Here is a 24,746-nt window from a genome sequence, read left to right as displayed (position 1 = left end):
CGAATCCCCCGGTCGACCGAGTCGACCGGGGGATTCGCGCTTCATCAGGAGGTGTAGGTCTTCGCGGCGATGCCTAGTGGGTTCAGCCCTCGGAACGCGCCGCTGTGACTCAGCGAGCGCCGACGCCTTTCATCAGCTTCAGCGCCACGGTCAGGATGGCGGCCCAGGTTCGATGTGGGACGCCCGTCGGCGGGTGAAGCCCTGAATACGTTGGTGGGCAACCGTTTTCGGCTCGGTGTATTCGAGGATGCCGTCGGCGCCGTGGCGGCGACCGAGTCCCGAGTCGCCCATGCCGCCCATCGGTGCGTCGATGCTGCCCCACGCGGCGGCGAAGGCGTCGTTGACGTTGACCGTGCCCGCGTGCAGACGGGCGGCGACGGCCCTCCCCTTGGCGCCGTCGCGAGTCCAGACGCTGGCATTGAGACCGTATGGCGTGGCATTGGCCCGCGATCGCGTCGTCGAGGACGAGCATGGCGTTCTTGCCGCCGAGTTCCAGGGATGCGCCGATGAGGCGTTCTCCCGCGTCGCGGGCGATCCGGCGTCCGCTGGCGGTCGAGCCGGTGAACATCATGTAGTCGGCGTTGTCCATCAGCGCGCGACGACGCCCTTGGGGTGGCGCAGTTCGGTGGTGTGGGTCAGCAGCGGGATCGCGCCGCGGCGGCGTATGGGGTGTTGGTGGTGACCCGTTCGGCGTCCGCGCCGGCGGTGACTCGGGCGGTCAGGCGCTCGATCAGGGGTGGGTTCAGCGAGGCGGGAAGGTCGGAGCCGCGGGCCAGGGTGGCTGCGTGATCGGTGGGCATGGCGGGGCTCCTCAGTTCCGGCTTCGGATGGAGGTGGGGACCGGCATGTGCAGGGCGAGTTGGCCTTCGGTGGTGACGTCGAGGCGGACGGTGGTGATCGGTCGCAGCGATCGCAGGTCCTCGGCCATGCGGCCCTGCCCGATCTGAAGGTCGACGTTGCGCGGGAAGCGGGTGGTTCCGGCCGCGAGCACGTTGATCTGGCTCAGCGTCGAGTGCCAGGCACCCTCGATCGTGGTGTAGGAGGTCAGCGAGGAGACGTGCTCGCCTGTCGGGCGAGCGGTCTGGGCGGGGGTGGCCGCCGACAGCGCCAGGTCGGTCTCGCCGGCGTCGTTGGTCACCCGTGCGGTGGTGCGGTCGGTGTCGATGTCGACATCGACACCGGTGACCCATTTGGGGAAGCCGTAGCCGTCGTGGCCGCGGACTTGGGCGATATCGGTGCTGACCGGCAGCGACAGCACGTAGGAGTGCAGGTGGTCGTTGGCCAGGCCGGTGGCCAGGTCGAGGAATCCGAGGCGGCCGTGGCGTGCCGGTCGCACGGCGATGCCGACGGCGGCTTCGGTGTAGAAGTCGATGTCGCACACCTCGTAGCGGAAGAACATCACCGACACCAGCCCCAACCCCGGCGCGACCTCGAGCGGCGCCAGCTCCTCGGGCAGGCGCGAGCGGATCGCGCGCGAGCGGGCCAGCATCGTCAACCGGGCGGTGGAGATGCGGTAGTAGAAGTTCGGGGTCAGCGTGGGACCGATCCGCGAATCGACTTTCGTCTTGGGCATCCGCCGGAAGAACTCCACGCCGCTGACCCGCGGATCGGAGGCGACCTCGTCCAGGTCGGTGTTCATCCGATGCCGGTCGTAGAGGCCACCTTTCGGGACGGTGACCACGTGGCCACCCAGGTCGACCACGACTGTTTCCTGGTAGGTCGATGACATCGGATGAAGCTCCCTCGCTCGCATGTGGACAGTGCTAACATCAGGCTAACCCGCGAATGTAAGCGCTGTCAACAACTGCCGAAGGCGGCGGAGAATTCAGTTGGCGGGCCGAGCGCCGACATCGGCGACGAGTCGCTCGGCCAGTTCCTCCGAGGACTGCGGATTCTGTCCCGTGTACAGATTCCGGTCGACCACGATGTGGGGCCGCAGCGGAATCAGCGCCTTGGAGTATTCGACGCCCGCCTCCTTCAGTCGGTCCTCCAGCAGCCACGGCGCCTTTCTCGCGAACCGGTTGAGCAGTTCCTCCCGATTCGAGAGCCCGGTCATCCGGTAACCGGCGAAGGGCGAGGTGCCGTCGGGTGCTGTCGCCGCCAGGATCGCGGCGGGCGCGTGGCACAGCAGAGCGAGCGGCTTGCCGGAGGCCAGTCGGTTCGCCAGCAACGCACCGGAAGTCTCGTCGTAGGCGAGGTCCTCCATGGGGCCGTGGCCGCCGGGGTAGAACACCACGTCGAACGCATCCGCGTCGACGGTGTCGAGCGGCACGGGTGTGGCGAGGACGGTCTCGATGTCGTCGAGGTAGCGTTTCACGTCACGACGCTTCCACGGCATGCCGCCGGCGATGCCGAGGCTCAGGTGATCGAGCGTCGGCGCTTTTCCGCCCGGTGTCGCCACGGTGATATCCCAGCCGGCCTCGGTGAAGATCCGGTGCGGGACCGCGACCTCTTCGGCCCAGAAGCCCGAGGGATGCACCGTGCCGTCGTTCAGTGTCCAGCGGTCGGCCGCCGAGATCACGAACAGAACCTTCGTCATCGTTCTTCCTCCTGTGTTCGGAGCGCCACGGCGCTCGGGTTTCCGCTCATCGGGGTCCTGGTCTCCGCCGAACCCTGACGCAACGGTTCGCTAGCTCCGGAGTTGCCGCGAGCGCCGCTCCCATGCCGATCACCGCGACATTGTCGGCGAGGACGCGTTCGGCGGGCGCTAACATTGGGCGGTGCATGTAAGCGCTGTCAACACTTGTTAGGTTGTAGCCATGGCAACGTCGACCGCGTCGTATCACCACGGGGATCTACCCAATGCGCTGGTGCGCGCCGCCGTGGAGCTCCTCGAGGAAGGCGGCGCGACCGAGCTGTCGCTCCGCGCGGCAGCCCGGCGCGCCGGTGTGTCCACCGCGGCGCCATATCGTCATTTCGCCGACCGCAATGCCCTGCTGTCCGCCGTCGCGGCGGTCGGCTACCGCGAATTGGCCGCGCATCTGGCGGCGGCGCATCCCGAACCGACCACGGAGGAAGGACTCGCCGCCACCGCGGTCGCCTACGTCCAGTTCGCGCTGACGCGACCTGGGCTGTTCCGGGTGATGTTCGCCGAGGGCTGTGATCCCACCAGCTCCGATCGGGTGGCCGCGGTGGAGGCGATCAACGAGTACCTCAAATCCATTGTGCGACAAGCATTTCCCAGTGCCGATACGGAGGGTATGGCGACGGCGGTGTGGGCGCTGGTGCACGGGCTCGCCTTCCTGCATCTCGACGGCAAGTTCGAGGCCGCGCCTGCCGAGGCGGTTGCCGACCGGGTCCGCACGGCGGTCCACGCGATACTCGGACCTCGCATCGGGTGATGACTCCCTGGGGTGCGGCTGATCGGGTGGATACCGGTTCAGGGCTCGCGAACCGTGAGCACCACCTTGCCGACGGTCTCGGGGGAGTCCAGCAGCGGATGTGCCTCCGCGACATCGGTGATCGGGACTTGCGCGGAGACGACCGGCACGACTGTTCCGTCGGAAATCAGCGGCCACAGACGCTCGCGCAATTCGGTGATGATCTCGGCCTTCGAGCCGGGACCACGCTGGGGTCGGCGGCGCAAGTTCGTGACATGAATGGAGCCTCGCTTGCCCAGGAGCGCAGCGAGATTCAGTTCGGCGGTCGCTCCACCTTGTAATCCGATGATCGTCAGGTGTCCGTCGTCGGCCAGTGCCTCCACATTCTTGTTCAGATAACTTCCGCCCATGATGTCGAGAATGACGTTCGCGCCGGAATATTCGGTGGTCATGACGTCCGCGAAATCCTCTTCCCGGTAGTTGACGAGGGTGTTCGCTCCCAACTCCCGTGCCCGCTCCAATTTGAATTGCGATCCCGCCGTCACCGCTACCCGAGCGCCGAGCGCTCGGCCGACTTGAATCGCGTGCGTACCGATTCCGCTGCCGCCGCCGTGAATCAGCAGCGCGTGTCCGCTGCGCAGGCCTGCCGTCATCACCAGATTCGACCAGACGGTAGCGGCCGCCTCGGGTAGCGCCGCCGCGGCGGTCATGCCGACGCCCTCGGGCACCGGAAGCACTTGGGTGGCGGGCACGTTCACTCGTTCGGCGTAGCCGCCGCCCGCCAGCAGCGCGCACACGGCATCGCCGGGACGCCAATCCGCCACGCCCGCACCGACTTCGGCGACGAAACCGGAAACTTCGAGGCCGAGGATCTCGCTGGCGCCGGGCGGTGGCGGGTAGAGGCCGTAGCGTTGCATGACGTCGGCGCGGTTCACCCCCGCGGCCACCACGTCGATGGCCACCTCACCCGGGCCGGGGGCGGGCGGGTCGTCCACCCGGGCCCATTTCATGACCTCGGGTGCACCGAAGCTGTCGAGCGTCACCGCGTACATGCCAATATCCCTTCTCTCGACAATCATGTGTACATCGCTTACATTACCGCTCGTGTAAGCGGTGTCAACATGGAGGTTATCGATGTCACGGCCGCGGTGCCGGGACTTGCCGTCGGCGATCTCGGATTCCCTCGGTTCGGGCGGTTAAACGGCCGAATTCTGCTCACCCCGAATTGCCCTCGGGTCTCCACCCACATGGAATACTTCTGCTGGCTGGCGGTTCCGCGTTCCCCAATCGGCAACCGAATGGAGGACCGATGAGTGATCTCGGTCAAGTTTTCTACTGGATCAAGCCGGACGGACGCTTGCAATGGGCCCGTCATGACGGAACGTCGGACGGCGCGAACGCCTGGACGGGGCTCGGCGGAGGGTTGAACATCGGCTCCGGCTGGGATGCCTACAGTTCCGTTTTCAGTGCTGGAGCCCGAGGGATCATCTACGCGATCACGCCCGCGGGGGACATGCACTGGTACAGCCACGATGGGTTCGAGGACGGTACCGCGGCCTGGACGGCGGGGGATGGCGGTCGTTTGGTGGGTAGCGGCTGGAACGCGTATGCGCAGGTTTTCGCGGGCGGTCGGCGGATGGTGGCGGGGCAGCCCGACGGTTTCGTCATCTATGGGATCACGCCCGAGGGTGAATTGCATTGGTATCGCCACGACGGGTGGACGGAAGGGTCACCGGCGTGGACCGGGGGTGAGGGCGGGCGTCCCGTCGGCGCGGGGTGGGGTGTTTATCCGAGGGTGTTCTCGGTCGGTAACGGCATCATCTACGGGATCACCGCCGATGGGGAGATGGATTGGTACCGCCATGACGGCTGGGCCGACGGTTCGCCTGCCTGGACCGCAGGTGAGGGTGGCCGGCGGGTGGGTAGCGGCTGGGATGCGTACGGCCGGGTGTTCGGCTCGTACGACGGCGGCGGCCAGATCTATGGCATCGACGGGCACGACGACCTGGAGTGGTACCGACACGACGGTTGGAAAACCGGTGAACCGACCTGGACCGCGGGCGACGGCGGTAAGAAGATCGGCGGCGGTTTCCGTGACGTCGTCTTTCCAGGTCCGATGATCGAACTCTCTTGAACCTTCGACCTCGCCTTTCGTGAGTTGTCAGCGGAGGTGGGTCAGCGGCGGTAGCCGGCGGCCTGGGTGGTCTCGTCGGCGACGCGCACGCCGTAGTGGTAGGCGAGTTTGCCGCCTAGGTATCCCGAGACGGTCAGCACCAGCATGGCGAGGATCGACAGCGTCAGCGGGCCTGCGGCAACCGGGTCGTCCACACCGGTTCCGGAGGTGCGCCACCAGAAGCTGAGCGCGAACGCCGCGGTGACGCCGAGGTTCAAACCCATGTGGATCAGCCCGATTCGGAAAGCGGGCGTGCCGGTCGGGATGGCGAACAGGTCCAAGAATCCCACCGTCGCGGCGGCGAGAGCGCCGAGCACGCCGATGGCGATCAGCCACTGTGCGCCACGAGCGAGGAACGCGGGATCGTCGACCGCATGCGAGCCGATATCGAACACCACGCTCGCCAGCCATGCTCCGATCGGCACCGTGACCAGGATCGGATGGAACGGATGTCCGTAAGGCCCGGCGAGAGCGGCGCTGACCGGGTGTTTGGCCTGTCGCATGTCATCTGTCATGGCAACCTCCACACTTTGGCAATTACACCAACGATTATTGGTGAAATCAGGTCACGCGGTCAAGATCTGCACATCAGCGTCGCACCGTGATGTTTATGCCCACCATGGTGGTCGTTATCCCGAAGGCCGCAAAAGCAACTCGTCGACGCCGGACTGCTGCGTAAACACGCCGACGAGATGCGAGCGTGGCTTGGTGACACGGCTCCAGAGCGTCGACTCACTGTCGAAGCCGACCCGACCGAACCGTGTGGGTCAGCAGCGCACAGCGCGGCGAGGCGGCACTTCTACGCTGACAAGGGGTCGGAGGTGAGGAGCGCGGCTGATGGTGACGTTGGATCGTTTGGTCAATGTGCTCGGTGGTTACGGAGTTCGGCTGCGGTCCTGTTCGGTGTCGCGGGCCACGGAGCTGAGCAGTGTGGTGCTGCCCGAGGCCACCGCGGAACGTGCGGTGGTCACCGGTGACGTCCTGCTCGCGGTGGGGGCGGAGTCGGTGGAGCAGGCCGTGGGCTGGGCGGGTTCCGCGCGCGCCGTTGTGGTGTTGGTGCGCGGCGTGGACGAGCAGTTCGGGTTCGCCGAGACCGGTGACGCGGTCGCGGTGTTGATGGTCGATCCCGCGGTGGCGTGGAGTGAGTTGGCCGCCGTGGTCTACGGGCTGGTGTTGGAGGGCCGCGAGACCGAGTCGGGCCGGGGTCCCACGGATTTGTTCGCGTTGGCCGACAGTGTGGCCGACACGGTCGGCGGGCCGGTGACGATCGAGGATCGGCTGTCGCGGGTGCTGGCCTATTCGCGCGGCCAGCAGCACGCCGATCCCGCACGCGTGGAAACCATTTTGAGTCGTCAGGCGCCGCAGTATCTGCGGGCACTGCTCGAACAGCGTGGCGTATTCGCGCATTTGGCGGATTCCGGCGAGCCGTTGTTCGTGCCGGGTGATTCGGAGCATGGTCTGTCCGGCCGGATGGTCGCCGCGGCGCGGACGGGTCGGCGGCTGCTCGGCTCGGTGTGGGTGGCGACGCCGACACCGTTGGAGGGCGCGCGGTTGGCGGCGCTGACCGATGGAGCTCACACGGTGGCGTTGCATCTGCTGCGCTCCAGGGCCAGCGCCGACTTGGAACGTCAGGTCGAATCCGAGCTGGTGATCCGGCTTTTGGAAGGCGCTGCGGATTCCGCCACCGCGGCCAGCAGGCTCGGTTTGCCGCCGGAGGGGTTGCGGGTGATCGCGGTGCACGCGCGGGTGGGAGCTGACCGCGACGCGGCGCTGATGCTGCTGTTCGAGCGGGCGACCACCGGTTTCGGCTGGTCGCGGCCGGGGCGCAGCGCGTTGTCGGGCAACGCCGTCTACACCGTGCTGCCCGCTCGGGAAGCGGAGACCGCACGCCGCTGGGTGAGCGCGTTGCGGTCGGCGCTGCCCGAGCAGGCTTGTGTCTCGGCCGGAATCAGCGCTGTGGCGTCGGCGACGGAGCTGGCTTCGGCTCTCCCGGAAGCCGACGAGTGCCTGGCCCTGCACGAGATTCGATCCTCGAGTGGTCCGGCGCCGGCTTACGACGAGGCGTGGCAGGACATCCTGCTGCAGCGATTGCGGACCGCGGCGAAATCCGGCCGCACCCCGGCCCGTGGACCGGTTGCCGATCTGCGCCGCCACGACAGCGCGCACGGCACCCGATACGTGGCCACGCTGCGCGCGTGGCTGGAGACGATGGGTGACCTCGCGCGAGCCGGCGAGCGGCTCGGCGTGCACGAGAACACCGTGCGCTACCGGCTGCGCAAGATGGCCGATGTCACCACGCTCGATCTAGAGGACTCGCGTATGCGCGTGGCCACGATGATCGAACTGGCCGCCGCGGACACCGACTGATCCTCCCGCCCACTGTCGGATCGCGACAGTTCGAACCACCGTCATTGTCCGAACGCGACAAACCCCACGACCGCTTCCCACTCCATGCTGGAAGTCATCAGTGACAGGCCGACAGGGAGGTAGCGATGGTCGACAGCGGACGACTCGACGGCCAGCCGCGCTCCGCGGTCGCTGTCGGAGCGGGCATCGTAGGGCGGTCGACGCCCGGTTTCCTGCGGGAACGCGGCGTGCAGCTCACCGCCGTCACCGCCCGCCGAGCTGAACGCCTGCTCCGGAAACTGCCCCAGGCGGCCTGACCGCGCCGGGACCGGCTTCGGCCCCGATCGGGGCTCCCCGAGTCGTCAGGGGCGGCGGCACTTCCCGCCCCTGACGACGAATCCTCGTGGCGAAGACTCCCGTGTCCCTTCGGTGCCGCTGATCGAACACGACCACCACCGCGGGCGAAGCCCGAGTCGAAGCCCGGCGCATCCTCGCGGACTTCACCACATTTCCACGCCGACGAAGCGGCGAGCACAACCAGTAGGAGAACAAATGACCACCCCGCAACGCGTATGGATCTCTCAGGACGCCCATCAGCGCTTGCAAGCGGAACTCGACGAACTGCGCGCCCTGCTCGACCGGGACGCCGTCGACAGCGGCAGCACCGACGAGAACCGCATCGCGCTACAACGCGCCCGCCAAGCCCGCATCAACCACATCCTCGACATGCTCACCCACGCCGTGGTCGGTGAGGATCCGCCCGACGACGGCGTCGCCGAACCCGGCATGGTGCTCACCGTCCGCTACGACGACACCGGCGACACAGAGACGTTCCTCTTCGCGAGCCGGGCAGCCGAGCACGGCGACATCGAGATCTATTCCCCGCAGTCCCCGCTCGGCGAAGCTCTCCTCGGCGCCCGGACGGGTGAGCAGCGCACCTACCGCACCCCGGCCGGTGCGACCGTGCCTGTCACAGTGCTGGCCGCGGTCCCTTACAGCCTGCACAGAAGTCGTGAGGGAGAGCCCATCGGCTCCTGACGGACCGCGCGGTTGTCGGGATTGGGTGGAGTTGCCGAGGGTATGCGGGCGGTGTGAACGCTGGGGTGATCGATGAATCGTTCTGGATGGATTCCACCGAGGCGACCTCGTATCCGCCGGTCGTCGAGGATCTGACCGTCGATGTGGCGGTCGTCGGTGGCGGGATTGCCGGCTTGTGCACGGCGTGGGAGTTGGTGCAGACCGGTCGTTCGGTGGCGGTGCTCGAGGCCGACCGCATCGCCGCCGGGGTCACCGGTTACACCACCGCGAAGCTGACGGCCCTGCATACGTTGGTCTACAGCGAGTTCGGCGCGGAGGCGGCGCGGCTGTATGCCGCGTCGCAGCAGGACGCCGTCGATCACGTCGCACGGACCGCCACCACGTTGGGTATCGAGTGCCAATTCGAGCGGTGCCCCGCCTACACCTATGTCCACAGCGAGGACATGGTCGGCCAGGTTCGCGACGAGGCCGCGGCCGCCTCCGAGGCGGGATTGCGGGCGTCGTTGGTGACCGAGACCGAGCTGCCGTTCCCGGTCGCGGCGGCCGTTCGGGTGGAGGACCAAGCGCAGTTTCATCCGCGCCGCTACCTGCTGGGGCTGGCCGACGCGATCACCGCGCGCACCGGCGTCATCTATGAACGCACCCGCGTCGTCGACCTGGACGAGGGCCCACCCCACACGCTGACGACCGAGTCCGGTGCCCGCGTCCGCGCCGATTCGGTGGTGGTAGCGACGCACTATCCGGTGTTCGACCGGGCGTTGCTGTTCGCGCGTCTGGTCCCACAGCGCCATCTCGTCGTCGCCGCGGCGATCCCGGCAGCGCAGGATCCGCACGGCACCTACATCACTCCGGAAGCCAACACGCGCTCGGTGCGCACCGCCCCCTACACCGACGGGCAGCGGTTGCTGATCGTCACCGGCGAGATGTTCACACCCGGGGCCGGTGAGGTGACCGGACGCTACGAGACGCTGACGGACTGGACCCTCGAACGGTTTCCCGCCGCCCAGCTCCGCTATCGCTGGGCAGCGCAAGACAATTCGACGACCGACAAGATGCCCTATATCGGGGTGATGCACGCCGGCGCCGACAGTGTCTATGTGGCCACCGGATTCAACGGGTGGGGGATGAGCAACGGCGTGCTGGCCGCCCGGCTGCTGACCGGCTCGATCACCGGCGATCCGCTACCGTGGACCGATCTGTACGACCCGCGGCGGCTGCACCCGGTGGCCGAGGCCGGTCCCTTGCTCAAAGCCCAGTCCAAGGTCGCCAAACACTTCATCGGCGACCGGCTGCGCAGCTCGCACGTCGACTCCATTGCCGACATCGCCCCCGGCGCCGGTGCGGTCGTGCGTGTGGCCGGGCAGCGGTGCGCGGTGTTCCGTGACGACACCGAAACGCTGCACGCGGTCTCGGCGACCTGCACACACCTCGGTTGCCTCGTCGCGTTCAACGACGCCGAACGCGCCTGGGAATGCCCCTGCCACGGTTCCCGCTTCAGCACCGACGGCGCGGTCATCCACGGACCGGCCACCCGCCCACTCGAACCTCGCCGCCTACCCGACCAGCGTGACGAGCGTCCGTGAGCCAGTCCAGTCACTCGATCCCGTAAGGGGCTGCGCGCCAAAGAGATTGACACCGCGCCGTCGCGCGGGTGGTGGCAGCTCGACAATTCGGAGTCGTGTCGCGATGCCACCCGGCCTGCTCACCGGGATCGCCGACCCGCAACTTGCCAGCGCCCTGATCGCCGTGCACGAATCACTCGGTGCCAGTTGGACTCTGGAGGATATGGCGCGCCACGCCGCCATGTCACGCAGCTCCTTCGCGGCCCTCTCCCGCATGGTCAGCCAGAAGATCGGCCAGTCGCCGACCGCTTGGCCGGCGGGTACCAAATGATTCGAGGTCTGTCCGCCGCGTACAGCAGTCGGCTGAACCGCCGTGGCACGCGCGGAGCGCGACTTGCCCGCCCCGAAGTCGGGTTGGAACGCTCTCGCCCCCGGTGGACTTGATATCGAGTCCACTTCATAGCGTCAACTCGCACGGCAGCCGGACCCGATCGGCCGACCCGAGGGGCCGGGGGCCCGAGTGGACTGGTCGATACCGCAATGCGTCACGTCACCGTGTCATTCAAGCCTCTGAACTGGTCATATGTATCTGGTTTCGGTCTCGGCGGGTGCCTCGGCGCTCGAAAACGGAGGATGCGTCACTTCGTAAAAGTGTGATTGACATTACTCCATCGCTACTCCAAACTGTTCCCACCAATCTGAACTTGGCGTCAAGTTCTATTCCCTCCGATCCGATCAATGGCCCCATCCGACCAGGAGTACGCGCATGACTGCACCACCATTGGAACCCGCCGGCCCCGGCGAAATCCCCCTCGCGCCGGCCATGGAACGCCGGCGAGCCCATCGCAAACTCCTCGCCGCCGGTCTGATCGGCAGCTCCATCGAGTGGTACGACTTCTTCCTCTACGGCACTGCTGCCGCACTGGTATTCCCGCATGTGTTCTTCCCGGACAGCTCCGCGCTGATGGGCACGCTGCTGTCGTTCAGCACGTTCTGGGCGGGTTTCGTCGCCCGTCCGCTCGGCGGCGTGCTGGCCGGGCATTTCGGCGACAAGTACGGGCGAAAGCCCGCCGTCGTCACCTGCTTGCTCGGCATGGGTCTGGCGACCTTCCTCATCGGCTGCCTGCCGAGCACGAACGCGATCGGGGTCGTCGCGCCGATCCTGCTGGTCACACTGCGATTCGTGCAGGGCATCGCCTGCGGTGGCCAGTGGGGCGGAATCGTGTTGCTGCTCACCGAATCCGCGAGTCCGAAAAGGCGAGGATTCGCCGGGACTTTCGGGCAGATGGGTGTGCCACTCGGCGTAGTCCTCGGCAATCTCGTATTCCTGGTAGCGACCTCGGCCCTCTCCCCGGAAGCGTTCCTGAGCTGGGGCTGGCGGGTGCCGTTCTGGTGCAGCGCACTGCTGTTCCCGGTCGTGCTCTACATCCAGACCAAGGTCGAGGACTCCCCGGAGTTCCGTGAACTGCAACAGGAAGTGGCCGAAACGCGCCCCACCCGGGTCGCCCAGGCCCCGCTGTCGGAGGCGATCCGGTTGCACTGGCGCAAGATCTTGCTCGGCTGCGGACTGCTCGCCGCCACCAACACCGCCTTCTACATCAGCATCGCCGGTGTACTCAGCTACGGCACACACGAACTCGGCATGAAGCGCAACGACATCCTGACCGTCTCGCTGGTCGCCTCCCTGTTCGGCTGCGCGGTGATCCTCTGGTCGGGCCATCGATCCGACCGGGTCGGGCGCAGGCCGCTCATCCTCGTCGGCGGAATCGGTCTCGCGGCCTGGGCTTTTCCGTACTTCTTGCTGATCGACACGGGGAAACTGCCGATGTTCTTCGTCGCTGTCGCCGTCGGCACGATCTTCCAGTCGTTGACGTACGGTCCGCTGGCGGCCTTCCTGGGCGAGCTGTTCGAACCTCGGCTGCGCTACTCGGGCGCGTCCCTGGCCTATCAACTGGCCGCGATCACCGTCAGCGGCGGCACGCCGTTCATCATGACGGCACTGATCGCCAATACGGGTGGAACCACGCTCGTAGCAGTGTATTTGGCGCTGATGGGCTTGGTCACCGTCTTCAGCGCGTGGGTGCTGCGGGAAACCAATCCCGCGGAGGTGCGGGCGGATCCTGACGCCGTTCCCGGCGAACAGCTCTACGCCTGAACCAGTTCGGCCGCGGGGCGGTTATCGGACTTCGAAGAGGCGGGAGTCGCGCAGGTCGGTTGAATTAGAACTGATGTCAACATTGAAAAAGAATCGAAAGTAGATCCATGAAAGTTCGCAAGTCCCTCACGTCCGCCGCGATCGGCGTCGCCGCCCTCACGGTGTGTGCTGGCACTGTCCACGCCGAGCCCATGAGCGTGGACATCACACCCGACGTCAACTACACCGCCTACCAGGACGGAAGCACGGCGGTGATCACCGTCGACGCCGGCCAGCTGATCGTCGACAAGGGCAGGTTCCAGATCCGAGCCAACGACGGCACGGCACTCGCAGGCGTACCACTCGAATTCAACGTCAACAACGTCGCCTTTCCCATCGACGTGCAGATCGACGGGCGCACCGCCCGCCTGACGCCGTCCCTCGACCCCGCTCGCGCCGAGAACAAACCCGTGGCACTGCCGTTCCAGGACCAGGCCCCGTGGAAGACGCAGTACGAGCGTGAGGTCGCTGCATTCTCCCGAATGGCAGCCACGATCACGGTCGCAGGCGTGGTGGGTGGTTTGGTCGGAGCGGTCAGCGCGGGAGTGATCGGCTGCCTCGTGGGCGGAGTCACCTTGGCCGCGGCGACGAGCCCGGTCGCGATGATGTTCGGCGCGGGTCCGGTCGCGGGCTGCCTCATCGGCGCAGGTGCGCTGGCACCTGTCGGCGCCCTCGCCGGCGCCCTTTTCGTCGGCGCCCCGGTCGCGACAGCGGCGGTAATCCAGTACTTCACCACAATCAACGAGCCGTTCCCGGTGAAGTAGCGTTCGGCCCGCACCGGCGTTTACGAGTGGCCCACGGTCGGCGACCGTGGGCCACTCCTGGCGCTGAGCCGGGCAACGATCATTGCGGGAATCGACGCGGTGGGCCTACCGCGATCACACCGGCGGCGCACGGTGGACGACACCGATGCCGCGCACCCACAACGTGGACAGGGTGGCGGCGGCCGCGTCGGCATCGATGTCGACATCGGCCTTGGCCCACTGATAACAGAATTCACGCACCATGCCGCACAACGCCGTCGCCGCATAGTTGGCGTCGATATCGAGGGCGGCGAGGCGGTTGTCCTGTAACCGGAGGATCATCTTCTCGGCCCGGTCGATGAACAGATCGATCTCGGCTTGACGAAGCTGCTCGATGTCGGGGTTGAGGCCGGCGACTTCAGCCCACATGAGCATCATCCGTTGGTGGTCGCGGAAGGCGAGGACGTACGCCCGCACCGCCGATTCGATCGCCTCGACGGCGGTCCGGGGCTGGGCGCCGAGCCGCGAGCGCACCTTTGCGCGCATGTCGGTGATGAGATTCAGCACCACCGCGTGGAAGATCGCTTCCTTGGAGTCGAAGTAGACGTAGAAGGTCCCGTGTGCGACCCCCGCCTCGGCGACGATGTCGGCGACCCGGGTCTCCAGGTATCCCAGCCGCGCGAAGACGAGCTCGGCGGCCTCGATCAATTTGGTGCGAGTTCGTTCTCCCCGCGGCGTCAATGCCGGTGTTTCTTTACCGGCCCTGGTATTCCCGGATTGCGGCACACCACCATCGTTGCAAATCCCGCTCCGCCGCAATGGCAGCGGGCCCAAGGGGACCCGAGTTCTTTCGGTTGTGACCGGCGATCAGCGACGCCGCTGGGTGGCGTCGAGCAGGGCGGGGGGCGTGTCGTGCTTCTCGTCCGGAGCGAGGTCGGCACCGGGAGCGACGATCGCGTCGATCGCGTCGAGCACATCGCTGGAGAGCACGGTGTCGGCGGCGGCGAGCTGCGAACGCAGGTGGTCCATGGTGCGGGGGCCGATGATCGCGCTGGTCACTGCGCGGTGTGCGGTGACGAAACCGAGCGCGAGCTGGATCATCGTCAGACCGGACGCGTCGGCGAGTTCGGCCAGCTGTTCGACGGCCGCCATTTTGGCCCGGTTGGACGGGATGCTCGTGTCGAAGCGTTGCGGCATGAACGATGAACGGTGCGTGGTGATTTGGCGGTCCTCGCGAATCGCGCCCGACAACCAGCCCGAGGCCAGCGGGCTCCATGCCAGCACGCCGAGCCCGTACTGCTCGGTCACGGGTAGGACGTGAGTCTCGATGCCGCGCTGCAGGATCGAGTAGCAGGGTTGCTCGGTGACGTAACGGCTCAGGTGGTTCTCTCTTGCCGCCCACTGTCCTTGCACGATGCGGTACGCGGGGAACGTCGAGGAGCCGAAGTAGCGAATCTTGCCCGCGCGCTGTAGATCGGTCAACGCCGACAGCGTCTCCTCGTCGCTGGTGCTCGGGTCCCAGCGGTGGATCTGGTAGAGATCGACATGGTCGACGCCGAGACGGCGCAGGCTGTTGTCCAAGGCGGTGACCAACCAGCGGCGCGAACCGCCCCGGTGGTTGCGCTCGTCGCTCATCGGCATGGCCGCCTTCGTGGCCAGTACGAGGTCGTCGCGGCGGCCCGCGATGGCCTTGCCGACCATCTCCTCCGATTCTCCCTGGCTGTACCAGTCGGCGGTGTCTATCAGATTGATCCCCGCGTCCACGGCCGCGTCGACCATGGCGGTGGCCTCGTCCTGAGTAGTGCGTCCCAAACTGCCGAAATTCATCGCGCCGAGCACGAGGGTGCGGACCTGCACGCCGGTGCGGCCCAAGGTGCGGTACTGCATGAGGTGTCCTCCACAAGAGGTTGAGCGAGGGGGTTGGCTTCGGATCGCCGGTGCTGGCATCCTGAACAAACGGAACCTTGTTCCGTCGAACAACATACGGAACATGGTTCCGCTTGGCAAGCGGAGTGACGGAGGTAGTCGCGTAATGGCCGAAACCGGCGGATCGGGATCGTCGGCCCCGCGGAAGCGGGCCGACGCCCGGCGTAACGAAAAGACACTGTTGGACGCGGCCGCGGCGGCTTTCGTCTCGTCCGGCGTCGACGCCCCCGTACGCGACATCGCCGCACGCGCGGGTGTCGGCGTCGGCACGATCTATCGCCATTTCCCTACGCGCGCCGATCTCATCGTCGCCGTCTACCAGCATCAGGTCGAGGCATGCGCGGAGGCCGGTCCGGCCCTGCTGGCCGACAGCAAAACGCCGCACGCCGCCCTGGCGCGGTGGATAAACCTCTTCGTAGACTTCCTGGTCACCAAGCACGGCCTGGCCGAGGCGTTGCAGTCCGGCGACCCCACCTTCGAGGCCTTGCACAGCTATTTCCTCGACCGTCTCGTCCCCGTATGCACCCAGCTGCTCGACGCCGCTGCCGCGGCCGGCGAGATTCGCCCCGACATGGAGGCTTACGAGCTCTTGCGCGGCGTCGGAAATCTGTGCATCGGCGCGGGTAACACTCCCCGCTACGACGCGCGACGCATGGTCGAACTTCTCATCGCAGGATTGCGCCGCCACTGAGGTGCGGTGGCCGCGATTTTCGGGCGAGCGACCGGCAAAGGGTTCGGAACGGCTCGCAAACGGAACATCGTTCAGGGCTTCGGGTGTGCCGATTGACGTGGCTATCACTGGTTTGCGTCACGGGGTGAGGGACGGTGTTCGTCTCGGTCGAGGGCATCCGTCGTCTCACGGGCCGGTCAGGAGTAGTCGTCGTGTCCAGCGAGCTGGCGCCCCAGTTGCCTGGCCGCGTCCACGATCATTTCCAACGGGCCGCCGACGTCGCCACTACGGGTGGCCCAATCCTGCGGTTCGATATTCGCGGGTTTCCTGGCAACATCGGCGCCCCAATCGAATTCAGCCGAGGATGAAGCCCACTGGCGCGGTTCGGTGAAATTCGTACGCCCGGAGGCGAAATCGGCTCGGACGAAATTCGCGGGCGGCTCGCTGCCTCAGCGTGGTTTGTCGATAATGGTGTAGCGGTTGGGCATCACGATGCAGTACAGGCCGCCGGTCTCGTTGGTCAGGCAGTAGACCGGTCGTGTCGAGTCCGGACCCCCTCCCGCCTCGCGCTGATCACCGACGTGTTGGATCGTGATGCGCTGCGGGTCTTTGGGCGGCGGCTCTTGCACCGTGTTCTCATCCCACGGGTGCCACGCCAACATGCCACCCCCGAGACCGGCGACCACGATCGCGGTCGCCAACAGGCCGTGGCTGGATCGGGCACTTGGTGCGATCGCCTGTGACTGCGTGGTTGGTTGCGCTACAGGAACATTGGGGTTGGACATGCCTGACAGTCAACATCATCGTGTCCCGATCGAATAGCGGGTTCACAGGCCGGCACTTCCCGATCCACACATGCGCAAGTCGATATCGCAGCGGCAGAATGGAAGTCATGTCTCGGCAACCGCGGCAACACATCGTGCGTCTGTATCCCGAGGTCGGGGTGGCCGGGAGCCTGCGGGCCGCGATGCAGGCCGAGCTCGACCGCGTCGGCTATACGCTGACAGCGTCGCTGACCAACTCTCCCGGCTGGTGGGACTGCGCAACCCGTGTCGGGGACGACCGCAGGCACGTGACGACCGTCCTCGGCGGCGAACAGCGCTGGTTCACCATGGACTTCTGGGAACGCGGCGTCATGATGGCCCACGGCAGCACTGCTGACCTGGTCGCCTCGGCCGCAGCGATCGGCCTGTGGCAGACAGGGTCTCGCCTGCGCGAGTTACAGGCCGCATCGTCATTTGTCCGGTTCGGCGAACTCGCCGAAGCCTACGAGCGGGGCGACCCCGTCGAAACCAAGTGGAAGATCTACCGTCGAACACGAGCCCCCCATATCGACCACGACTTGATCGAGGCGGCCTATGCCCAGCCCCGGCTACGGACGCTCTTCCCCTACACCAGCCACGAGTCGTTGCGCCTTAGCCGTTGCACCCGAGAGCCTTTCACCGACGATCTCCCCGCGATCATTCCTCTGTCCGACGGAACCTACCAAATCATCGGACCCAGACCTCGATCACCCATCGGACACGCGAACACCCCATCGGAGGCCGTCAGCCTCTTGATACACCACCTCCCCGACAACTGCGGACCAGCCGTCGACGCGACCGCCGTGGAACTCGGCAACTTCTGATTCGACAGAAGAGTCGAGATGAACAAACGCCAGGCGGCAGATCGCAGCCGGACCTTCTCCGGGAGCGAATCCTGTTGAGCCACCAGACAACCCGATCGCTCGATTCACTAAAGTCGAATGCCAGAACCCACAATCCGCCATCGCGGGGTCTACGACGATGCCGTGCCAGTTCCGGTCGAACGTCAGTAGGTACAGACCGCTGAGGTCGTAGATCGCCGATCGACGGGTGCCATGGTGTGCGATCGGTGGCCGCGGGCGGAGGATCTCGTGAAAGGTGGAACGCGTGGCGAACGGTTCGGCGTTGACGGAGTTCCTGCTCTCCAGACGTGCTCGGCTGAGTGCGCGGGAAATGGGGCTGACCGACGGGGGTGGTCGACGACGGGTGCCGGGATTACGGCGCGAGGAAGTGGCCTACCTCGCTGGCGTGAGTGTCGACTACTACGTGCGATTCGAGCAAGGTCGCACCGCGAACGTCTCCGACGCAGTACTCGACGCTGTCGCGCGAGCACTGCGGTTGGACGGCCAAGAGCGCGAGCATCTGTTTCGACTGGTGCGTCCGCCTCGCGCCGAGCAGACCGCGGAGGATCACGTGGAAGCTCGCGCCGGTGTGCATCAGCTGTTGGACTGGATCGCCGCACCGGCACTCGTGATCGGCCACCGGATGGACATCCTTGCCTGGAATCAGCCGGCGACTCGACTGATCACAGACTTCGGACTTCTCTCTTCCAATGCTCGCAACCTCGCGCGCCTGCACCTTCTGGACTCGCCGGTCCGTAGCAACTATCCCGACCAGGATTTCATTGTCCGTGAGATCGTCGGGCACCTGCGCTACTCTGCCGGTCGACACCCCGATGATGCGCGACTCACGGAGTTGATCGCGGAGCTGCGCGACAACAACGCGGACTTCCGTCAGGAGTGGGATCGTCAAATGGTGCGCTCGAAGTCCCACGGCTTCAAGCGATTCGAGCATCCCACGCTGGGCGGGCTGACCCTGTCATATGAGATCGCCTATCTCACCGATGATTTCGATCAGATGCTGCTCGTGTACACCGCGGCACGAGGGTCGCGCGAAGGTCAGGTCCTGCGCGGACTGTGGGATGCGGTCGAACCGTGACCGTGTCCGGTGGCTGCTCGGCGTCCGACCTTCGCTACAGCACAGGGAGAGGCCGGGGCGCGGTCGCGGTCGGCAGTATGGTCTGGCCGGTCACGAATCGGCTCCAGAGTCCGAACCGCAACTGCTGTCCGGGCAGCGCGAAGGACTCGAGATAACTGTGGGTGCCGTGTTCGTCGGTATAGGTCGCACCGAAAGACACCTGGAACCGGACGGTGGCCCCACGCTGATCCGGCGGCAGCGGTGATGGCAGCAATTCGTCCGAGCCCCAACCATATTCGCCTCGATAAGCATCGGCGACGGGTTCGAAGGTGTTCTCCAGGATCGCGCCGGTGGCCGGAATAGTGATGAGCACGCCGGATTCCCCGCTGGGGTGGACGGTGTTGAAAACCACGACTTGGACGCGGCCTTCGGGATAGAAGTCGGCGACACCCGTCCCGACCTTGGATCCCGCTGGACATGCTGCCACTCCGTTGGTCGCGAGCACCGCTCGCGAGCAGCTCGGGAATCGATGCGGGTTCGGCCGGATGGAGCGGTCGAACAGGAAGACGAATTGGTTGGCGGCAGCGGGCTTCTGGCCGGTTTCGGTACGACTGGCACGGTCGAAATGGACGGAGACGCCAGTGAGGGTGCCCGGCGAGGGATATACCGACACCGCGAGGCTGTCGATATTGATCCGATCGGCTGGTGCTGTATCGACAGGTGCACTCGGACCCCCAGGTGTGGGTGATTGCACGGCGGAGCCGGTGGCGGTCGTGAGAGCGAGGGTGGTCAGCAGCACCGTCGTCATGCATGAAACACGGGCGATATCACGGATATTCGAGCGGACCGGGATCATGCCCATATCCTCGCCGAGCGAGACCGCGCTGTCGTGGTTGTGCTGAACCTAGGATTGCATGGGCCATGGACGCTCGGTCAGCGATACGACCTGATCGGCCGCGTGTCCCAGTTCCTGTCTGGTGCGCGGAGTTCGATCATCGTTGCTGGGTTGCGCGTAAGACGCTTCAGCAGTTGAGGTTTTCGAAGATGTCGCACAGGGTGATGGGGTTGGCGTATTCGTCGGCGTGCACCATCAGGCCGTCTTTCCAGTCGAAACGGTAGATGTAGACGTTGCGGTAGGGGCGGCCGTCGGCGGTGACGAAGTCCCCGTTGGCTTGTGCGAAGGTCGTTTCTCCCTTCGCGGTCACCGTGATTCGCAGGTCGGTGAACCGGATGGTCTGGAAGTTCGTGGTCACCCCGCTGACGTAGCCGAGGACCTCTTCTTTGTTGGCGAAATGACCCGCGGGTTCCGGTGCGCCGGTGAATGAAAGCGGGACGGTGATCGTCGCGTTCTGGGCGATCTTCTCGGTGATGGCGTTCAGGTCTTTGCGTTCGAACGCGTTGAGGAGTGCGCGGGTCTGTTCCTCGGCCCGCTGCTCCGGTCCACCGGCCGCTGCCGAGGGCACGAAGGCGAGCATTGCTCCGGCCATCACTGTCAGGGCACTCAGGACGACGGCGACGTTTGTACGCTTGCGCATTGCAGCACCTCTCTAGATATCGAGTCTCATTTGAGACTCAGTATCATCATATTGGGTTCGGTCGACCTTGGCTAGAGTGGGCGCGTGGAACCTTCGGATCAGCCCGAGATGTCGCTGCGCGAGCGCAAGCAGCAGCGGGCACGGGAGGCGATTGTGGAGGCGGCGCACGATTTGTTCGCCGAACGCGGGTTCGACCTCGTCACCGTCACAGACATTGCCGCTAGAGCGGAGGTCGGCCGAGCGACGTTCTTCCGGTACTTCGGTGACAAACAGGAAGTGGTCTTCGCCGACAGCGGCCGCGATCTGGAGGCGGCCCTGGCCGAGGTCGAGCACACGTGGAACGACAGACCGATCGGCGACTCGCTGCCTGCCGCGCTGGCGTATGTGCGTGCGCTGCTCCTGGCGTTCGTCACCCAGCTGGTGCAACGGCCGTCGGAGTACCGCGCCTACGAACGGCTGATCGCCGAACAGCCCGAACTGCGCGCCCGCAGCCTCGTCAAGCAACGTGGTTACGTGGACCGGATCACCGCCGAACTGACCGAACGAGGTGTGGGGCTCGAAGTCGCGGCGCTTGCCGCCGAGCTCGGCATGGCGTGCTACTTCGCCGGCCGCGTTGTGGCCGACAACGACCCGAGCCGACTGCTCACCGCGATCGAGGCTGCCTTCGACCGGCTGTGCCAAGAGCCGAAGACCGGCGCGCGCGTGTCCGATCGATCGACCGCCGGGCCGCGCTGAGCGGCCGGTACGCAGCGTCGCTCCGGCAAGTTTGCCTCGGCCATCCGCGCCGGGTGAGCCGATAGGCCGGGCCGTCACGCTGCTGTGGACCGCGACGGTCATCGGGCTGGATCAGGCGTTGTCGCAGGCTTGGCGCCCGTGGGCGGTCAGGTTGGCGTTGTGGGCCGCGCGTCGCCCCAGTATTCGTGCAGCGCGCTGATTCGGTCGCCGTGGATCTCCACGAGGATGATCTCCCGGTTGCGGTATCCCGCCGTGGTGGGGGAGGTGCCGTGGGATTCGTATTCGTAGATCACTCGGGTTCCGGCGACGTCGGTGCGAATACGGTTGCCGGAGACTCGGTTGCCCGAGCGGGCGTGGAACAGTGCCCATTCCTCGATCTTCTGTCGTCCCTGTGCGCCGGTGAAGACGCCGCGGGCGGGGTCTTCGGGGAATCGGAAGCTGAACTCGTCGGTCAGCACGGCGAAGAACGGTTGCCAATCGCCAGTGCGCCAGCCGGCATCGAAACGGTCCATGGCGTTGTCGGCGACGCGGCGCACCTGTTCCGAGGTGGTGGGCAGGTGCTCTGGAGCCGGATCTCCGGTGGCATCACAAGCGACCGACGGCGCGGTGCAAGCGGATACGACCGACGCGATCATGACCGCGCGCCGTGATCGCGCGAATCGGCGATCCGAGGACGACACTGTGCGGGACATCGAGGGCTCCTTGTCGGGCGTGGGATGCGTTGAAACGCGCTTGTCCGCAGGCCGCCCGGGTCCTTGGCCATTGGGCGAGTTGGTTCGTGGACGAGTTGGTCATGATCGCTGCTCTTTGATTGCCGATACCACGGCAGCGATCTCGATGTTGATCAGTCGGATGAACCGTTCGGGGTCGGCGGAGTAGGCGGTGTAGGGCGGGTGATTCGGGATCGTGTAGCGGCCATCGTCGGACAGGTCCCGCCATTGGAGTTGCCTGATCAGGCGGCCGCGCGGGCCGAAACGTGAAGTGCCCTGGACGATTTCGATGGTCCCCACTCGCGTCGCGGGTCGCCGCAGGATCCGCTGGGCTGCCGATTCGTCGGTGTCGTGCCAGGCCGCCGATATCCGCGGCGAGGCGAAGTGCTGGTCGTAGTCGCTGGTCTCGTCGGGAGTCGGCAGCGCGATGGTGTCGTGTGCACCCGCGACGGCGGCGGGCAGCGCGGTCACCACCGCGTCGGCCAGCCGCAGAGAATCGCACTCGGTGATCGTGAAACCCGCACTGTGCTGGATGGTTTCGCCCGGCAGCTGAGTAAGTAGGTAGCCGTTCGCGCCGCGGCGCACGGCGAGCATCCGAATGCTGCCGTGTGGATTGTCGGGGTTTGTGGCATCGACGCCGCGGATGATGATTCGAATGTCCGGGCGGGCGGCGACATCCAGAGCCTGCTCGAGTTCGGCGGACACCGTGGTGCGCAACCGTTCTCGAATGTCGTGGCGGGCCCGCTGATAGTCGCGTTCGAGCGGAATCCGGCTGATGAAGGTGAACGGCCGCGGCAGCAGGCCTTCGCGCAATCGTTCCCACAGTACGACGAATTCGAGATCATCGAGCTTCCACTTCGTCATCGTTCGATCACCGGAGTGTTGACCACACGAGGCGCCTCACCCAGCGCCTCCTCGAAATGGTGCGGCGAGTCGAGGTAGGCGGCTCGCCGGTGCCCGTCGCGCTTGTCCGCACCGTTGGCGGCTCCACCCATCCCGGCAGGACCGCCCATGGCAGGAGCGACCGGCGCGGTGCTCGAGCGAGGTGCCGCGGCGGCCCCACCCGGCTCGATGGGGACGGAGGTGGCACGGGGAAACAGTTTCGCCATGCGGGCAGGGTCGCGATGTGCGTCGGATGCCGCACCGGCCGACGCCGCACCTCCCACTCCGCGCCCGCCGGATCCGTCCGCCGCCGTGCGCGCCGGAGACGACTGGTGTGGAATCGAATTGGGTGATGCCGAGGATAGGGGAGCCGACAGCGGGCGTCGGTCGGGCGATGCCTGTTGGACTGCTCGCGCAAGAGTTCCCGCCAGATTCTGCCCGAGGTCACTCGATTGCGGTCGCGCGAAGTCCGGTGCGTTGTCCTTGCGCTGTCCCGCGCTGGGTGGGAACGAACCGGCTGCCGCAGGAGTCGTCCGCACCTGACCATCGTCCGGTTGCGGGTAGGTCACTGGCCTCATCGAAGTCTCGGCGCCCACGGCGGAAACAGGCATGGTCGGCATCTGCGCACCGGCGGTCGAGACCGGCTGCGTCAGCGCCTCCGTCCTCGTATCGGCGAGGCTTTCCGCGGCTCCGTTTCCACCGGGACCGCGGTCGCTTCCGCCGCCCGCTACGCCCTCCTCGATGACAGGCACCTGGGCAAAGGCTGTCTCGACTGGCGGTAAGACGGGAACACGAACGGCCGAAGCATCGATCCCGACCCCGTACGTCTGGCGCAGAGCCTCCTGATACTCCGGGGTGGGATCCTCCACTGTGACAGGCATCGAATAGGTGCCGTAGGGCCCCATGGGAACGTACTGGGTGCTAGAAGAACCGGCAGGATTGACCGGATCCTGAGGCATACTCACCCGAGTCGCTTCCAACCACCCGGCGGTGTATGCGAGGTTGTCTGCCATGACCGCCATGCTGTTGGACAGTTGTCGAGCGGCGTGGGCGTAGGCCCGCACCGCGGCGACAGCCGCTTCACGCCCTTCGCCGCGCCACTGCTCCACTGTCACGGTTTCGACATGATTGGCGTATTCGACGAAGATCGCGCGGATTCGCTGACTCATCCACTTCCAGCGCCCGCCGGCGTCGGCGACCTGCTGGGCGCGGATGCTTCGGCCGAGTTGGTAGAGGTCCTCGTAGGTCAGTGCGTTGGCGTTCTCGGTGTCGTCCGCGATCGTTGTCGGCTCGAATTCGTCGTGTTCTCGCAGCCGTCTCGACATGGGCTCGATGTCGTGGGCGACATGAGGTTCCAGCCAATAGCCGGGGTCCGAATAGTGTCCTTCGCTGTCGAGCTCGCCGACGATGGGCGTCGATTCCGGTGAGCGTCCGAGCGTGGTCGATGCTTCGCGCGGCACGGTGATGCGCCCGAGTTCGTCCGCGTTCAGGTCATCGGCGCGGGCGTACTCCCGGCCCGCGGCGACGAAGGTGTCGATCATGGTCTCGAGAACAGTGATATGTCCGTCCAGGATCTGGCCCAGTTCGGCGCCCTTTTGCGCGAACTTGGCCGCGAGCGCCGCACCTGACGACAAGTTCGACAGCGCCTCGAAATGCTCCACCCCTGTTGCGTTCTCGCGAATCGCCAGCACACCGCCGACGAGCTCTGTCGCCAATTCGACAACGTCGAGCGCGGCCTCTGGATGGAATTCGAGAGCACCGTCGTGCGCCTGAACGCGCAATATCTGCCAAGGATTGGTCGCGCTGGTCTCACTCACTCGGACCTCCTGATCGCAGGTCGTGCAACCGGACGCTGGCGGCTGCTTCGTATTCGCCGCCTTCGATGCCAATCTTGGGTTGGCCGAGGCGAATCAGCCAGAGGCTGTCGATCCCTCGGCTGCGCGAGCCTAGGTTCGGCAGAACCACCATGGTCGTCGACACCCTCCGCGTCGCTCCGAACATGTTCTCTTGCCGCAGCCGTACGTCGGTTCGTCGCCGCCTGACGCCGATTCACGCCAGAGTTGTTCGCGGCCAATCGATTCCAGCGACATCCGCCGCGCCGAGGCAGGCCTGCAGGCGCTCGCAGGAGTGGTGCCTGTGCGCTGTGCTCGACGCGTGAAGCGCTGTGCTGGTGGTTGGCGAGCGCGCCAATT

26 protein-coding genes and 2 pseudogenes are annotated in these 24,746 nt (G+C 66.2%); 13 read left to right on the top strand and 15 right to left on the bottom strand.

Annotated elements, in window-relative coordinates; genetic code table 11:
* Nucleotides 1–109: 109 nt before the first annotated feature.
* The 5 genes and pseudogenes from FB390_RS34940 to FB390_RS25635 all read right to left on the bottom strand — a co-directional run.
* Nucleotides 110–447 (bottom strand): annotated as a pseudogene (locus FB390_RS34940) (aldehyde dehydrogenase family protein); the annotation flags it as partial.
* A gap of 64 nt (nt 448–511) precedes the next feature.
* Nucleotides 512–568: pseudogene (locus FB390_RS34935) on the bottom strand (hypothetical protein); the annotation flags it as partial.
* A gap of 67 nt (nt 569–635) precedes the next feature.
* The gene (locus FB390_RS33735; RefSeq protein ID WP_185757170.1) at nt 636–800 is read right to left on the bottom strand and encodes a hypothetical protein; all 165 of its coding nucleotides are present in this window, start codon (nt 798–800) and stop codon (nt 636–638) included.
* Between the two features lie 11 nt (nt 801–811).
* Entirely contained in the window at nt 812–1,729 is a 918-nt protein-coding gene (locus FB390_RS25640; protein ID WP_141811250.1) for an acetoacetate decarboxylase family protein, read from the bottom strand.
* Between the two features lie 96 nt (nt 1,730–1,825).
* On the bottom strand, nt 1,826–2,539 hold the full coding sequence (locus FB390_RS25635; protein ID WP_141811249.1) for a type 1 glutamine amidotransferase domain-containing protein: 714 nt from the start codon (nt 2,537–2,539) through the stop codon (nt 1,826–1,828).
* Nucleotides 2,540–2,759: 220 nt separating this feature from the next.
* Between FB390_RS25635 and FB390_RS25630 the strand changes: the two genes are divergently transcribed.
* The gene (locus FB390_RS25630; RefSeq protein WP_141811248.1) at nt 2,760–3,341 is read left to right on the top strand and encodes a TetR/AcrR family transcriptional regulator; all 582 of its coding nucleotides are present in this window, start codon (nt 2,760–2,762) and stop codon (nt 3,339–3,341) included.
* 38 nt (nt 3,342–3,379) lie between these two features.
* Here the strand turns inward: FB390_RS25630 and FB390_RS25625 are convergent, their stop codons facing one another.
* On the bottom strand, nt 3,380–4,372 hold the full coding sequence (locus FB390_RS25625) for an NAD(P)H-quinone oxidoreductase (RefSeq protein ID WP_141811247.1): 993 nt from the start codon (nt 4,370–4,372) through the stop codon (nt 3,380–3,382).
* A gap of 257 nt (nt 4,373–4,629) precedes the next feature.
* Between FB390_RS25625 and FB390_RS25620 the strand changes: the two genes are divergently transcribed.
* Nucleotides 4,630–5,454, top strand: coding sequence for a tachylectin-related carbohydrate-binding protein (locus tag FB390_RS25620; protein ID WP_141811246.1), 825 nt, complete (start codon nt 4,630–4,632; stop codon nt 5,452–5,454).
* A gap of 41 nt (nt 5,455–5,495) precedes the next feature.
* Here FB390_RS25620 and FB390_RS25615 read toward each other — a convergent pair whose 3' ends face one another.
* A complete protein-coding gene (locus FB390_RS25615; protein WP_185757169.1) occupies nt 5,496–6,008 on the bottom strand; it encodes a DUF2231 domain-containing protein in 513 nt (170 codons plus the stop codon).
* 322 nt (nt 6,009–6,330) lie between these two features.
* Between FB390_RS25615 and FB390_RS25610 the strand changes: the two genes are divergently transcribed.
* From FB390_RS25610 to FB390_RS25585, 7 genes are all read left to right on the top strand, one after another.
* Nucleotides 6,331–7,860: a PucR family transcriptional regulator gene (locus FB390_RS25610; RefSeq protein WP_141811245.1), complete on the top strand. Its 1,530-nt coding sequence runs from the start codon at nt 6,331–6,333 to the stop codon at nt 7,858–7,860.
* Nucleotides 7,861–7,985: 125 nt separating this feature from the next.
* A complete protein-coding gene (locus FB390_RS33730; RefSeq protein WP_185757285.1) occupies nt 7,986–8,156 on the top strand; it encodes a hypothetical protein in 171 nt (56 codons plus the stop codon).
* 235 nt (nt 8,157–8,391) lie between these two features.
* The gene (locus FB390_RS25605; protein ID WP_141811244.1) at nt 8,392–8,877 is read left to right on the top strand and encodes a GreA/GreB family elongation factor; all 486 of its coding nucleotides are present in this window, start codon (nt 8,392–8,394) and stop codon (nt 8,875–8,877) included.
* A gap of 53 nt (nt 8,878–8,930) precedes the next feature.
* Nucleotides 8,931–10,460 (top strand): FAD-dependent oxidoreductase, encoded by a 1,530-nt coding sequence (locus FB390_RS25600; protein WP_221639363.1) that lies wholly within the window; start codon nt 8,931–8,933, stop codon nt 10,458–10,460.
* Between the two features lie 103 nt (nt 10,461–10,563).
* Nucleotides 10,564–10,770, top strand: coding sequence for a helix-turn-helix transcriptional regulator (locus FB390_RS25595; RefSeq protein WP_185757168.1), 207 nt, complete (start codon nt 10,564–10,566; stop codon nt 10,768–10,770).
* Nucleotides 10,771–11,205: 435 nt separating this feature from the next.
* Complete coding sequence (locus FB390_RS25590; RefSeq protein WP_141811243.1) at nt 11,206–12,594, top strand: MFS transporter; 1,389 nt, start codon at nt 11,206–11,208, stop codon at nt 12,592–12,594.
* A gap of 107 nt (nt 12,595–12,701) precedes the next feature.
* A complete protein-coding gene (locus FB390_RS25585) occupies nt 12,702–13,397 on the top strand; it encodes a DUF8020 domain-containing protein (protein ID WP_141811242.1) in 696 nt (231 codons plus the stop codon).
* A 114-nt stretch (nt 13,398–13,511) separates the two neighbouring features.
* On the opposite strand, the gene FB390_RS25580 is transcribed toward FB390_RS25585, so the two are convergent.
* Together FB390_RS25580 and FB390_RS25575 are read right to left on the bottom strand one after the other, a co-directional pair.
* Nucleotides 13,512–14,117: a TetR/AcrR family transcriptional regulator gene (locus FB390_RS25580; RefSeq protein ID WP_185757167.1), complete on the bottom strand. Its 606-nt coding sequence runs from the start codon at nt 14,115–14,117 to the stop codon at nt 13,512–13,514.
* Nucleotides 14,118–14,243: 126 nt separating this feature from the next.
* Complete coding sequence (locus FB390_RS25575) at nt 14,244–15,263, bottom strand: aldo/keto reductase (protein WP_141811240.1); 1,020 nt, start codon at nt 15,261–15,263, stop codon at nt 14,244–14,246.
* Nucleotides 15,264–15,408: 145 nt separating this feature from the next.
* Here FB390_RS25575 and FB390_RS25570 point away from each other — a divergent pair, with 145 nt between their 5' ends.
* Complete coding sequence (locus FB390_RS25570; protein ID WP_141811239.1) at nt 15,409–15,993, top strand: TetR/AcrR family transcriptional regulator; 585 nt, start codon at nt 15,409–15,411, stop codon at nt 15,991–15,993.
* Nucleotides 15,994–16,421: 428 nt separating this feature from the next.
* On the opposite strand, the gene FB390_RS25565 is transcribed toward FB390_RS25570, so the two are convergent.
* Nucleotides 16,422–16,757: a hypothetical protein gene (locus FB390_RS25565; protein WP_141811238.1), complete on the bottom strand. Its 336-nt coding sequence runs from the start codon at nt 16,755–16,757 to the stop codon at nt 16,422–16,424.
* A gap of 107 nt (nt 16,758–16,864) precedes the next feature.
* Between FB390_RS25565 and FB390_RS25560 the strand changes: the two genes are divergently transcribed.
* Together FB390_RS25560 and FB390_RS25555 are read left to right on the top strand one after the other, a co-directional pair.
* Nucleotides 16,865–17,599, top strand: coding sequence for a DUF6193 family natural product biosynthesis protein (locus tag FB390_RS25560; protein WP_141811237.1), 735 nt, complete (start codon nt 16,865–16,867; stop codon nt 17,597–17,599).
* Between the two features lie 283 nt (nt 17,600–17,882).
* The gene (locus FB390_RS25555; protein ID WP_141811236.1) at nt 17,883–18,713 is read left to right on the top strand and encodes a helix-turn-helix transcriptional regulator; all 831 of its coding nucleotides are present in this window, start codon (nt 17,883–17,885) and stop codon (nt 18,711–18,713) included.
* Nucleotides 18,714–18,747: 34 nt separating this feature from the next.
* Here FB390_RS25555 and FB390_RS25550 read toward each other — a convergent pair whose 3' ends face one another.
* Nucleotides 18,748–19,365: a hypothetical protein gene (locus tag FB390_RS25550; protein ID WP_221639362.1), complete on the bottom strand. Its 618-nt coding sequence runs from the start codon at nt 19,363–19,365 to the stop codon at nt 18,748–18,750.
* Between the two features lie 349 nt (nt 19,366–19,714).
* The gene (locus tag FB390_RS25545) at nt 19,715–20,227 is read right to left on the bottom strand and encodes a nuclear transport factor 2 family protein (protein ID WP_141811235.1); all 513 of its coding nucleotides are present in this window, start codon (nt 20,225–20,227) and stop codon (nt 19,715–19,717) included.
* 84 nt (nt 20,228–20,311) lie between these two features.
* On the opposite strand from FB390_RS25545, the gene FB390_RS25540 reads away from it, so the two are divergent.
* On the top strand, nt 20,312–20,962 hold the full coding sequence (locus FB390_RS25540; protein WP_221639361.1) for a TetR family transcriptional regulator: 651 nt from the start codon (nt 20,312–20,314) through the stop codon (nt 20,960–20,962).
* 146 nt (nt 20,963–21,108) lie between these two features.
* On the opposite strand, the gene FB390_RS25535 is transcribed toward FB390_RS25540, so the two are convergent.
* The 3 genes from FB390_RS25535 to FB390_RS25525 all read right to left on the bottom strand — a co-directional run bounded on the left by FB390_RS25535 (nt 21,109) and on the right by FB390_RS25525 (nt 24,371).
* Nucleotides 21,109–21,654 carry a nuclear transport factor 2 family protein gene (locus tag FB390_RS25535; RefSeq protein WP_141811234.1) on the bottom strand — a complete coding sequence of 182 codons (546 nt, stop codon included), beginning with the start codon at nt 21,652–21,654 and terminating at the stop codon, nt 21,109–21,111.
* A 99-nt stretch (nt 21,655–21,753) separates the two neighbouring features.
* Nucleotides 21,754–22,536: an ESX secretion-associated protein EspG gene (locus FB390_RS25530; RefSeq protein WP_141811233.1), complete on the bottom strand. Its 783-nt coding sequence runs from the start codon at nt 22,534–22,536 to the stop codon at nt 21,754–21,756.
* Entirely contained in the window at nt 22,533–24,371 is a 1,839-nt protein-coding gene (locus FB390_RS25525) for a PPE domain-containing protein (protein WP_141811232.1), read from the bottom strand. Before FB390_RS25525 ends, FB390_RS25530 begins: the two co-directional genes overlap by 4 nt.
* Nucleotides 24,372–24,746: the final 375 nt, after the last annotated feature.

The organism is Nocardia bhagyanarayanae, from assembly GCF_006716565.1.
In the GTDB taxonomy this organism is placed as follows: Bacteria; Actinomycetota; Actinomycetes; order Mycobacteriales; family Mycobacteriaceae; genus Nocardia; species Nocardia bhagyanarayanae.
The sequence above is the reverse complement of the archived record's forward strand: the minus strand, read 5'-3'. Positions and strand labels throughout refer to the sequence as shown.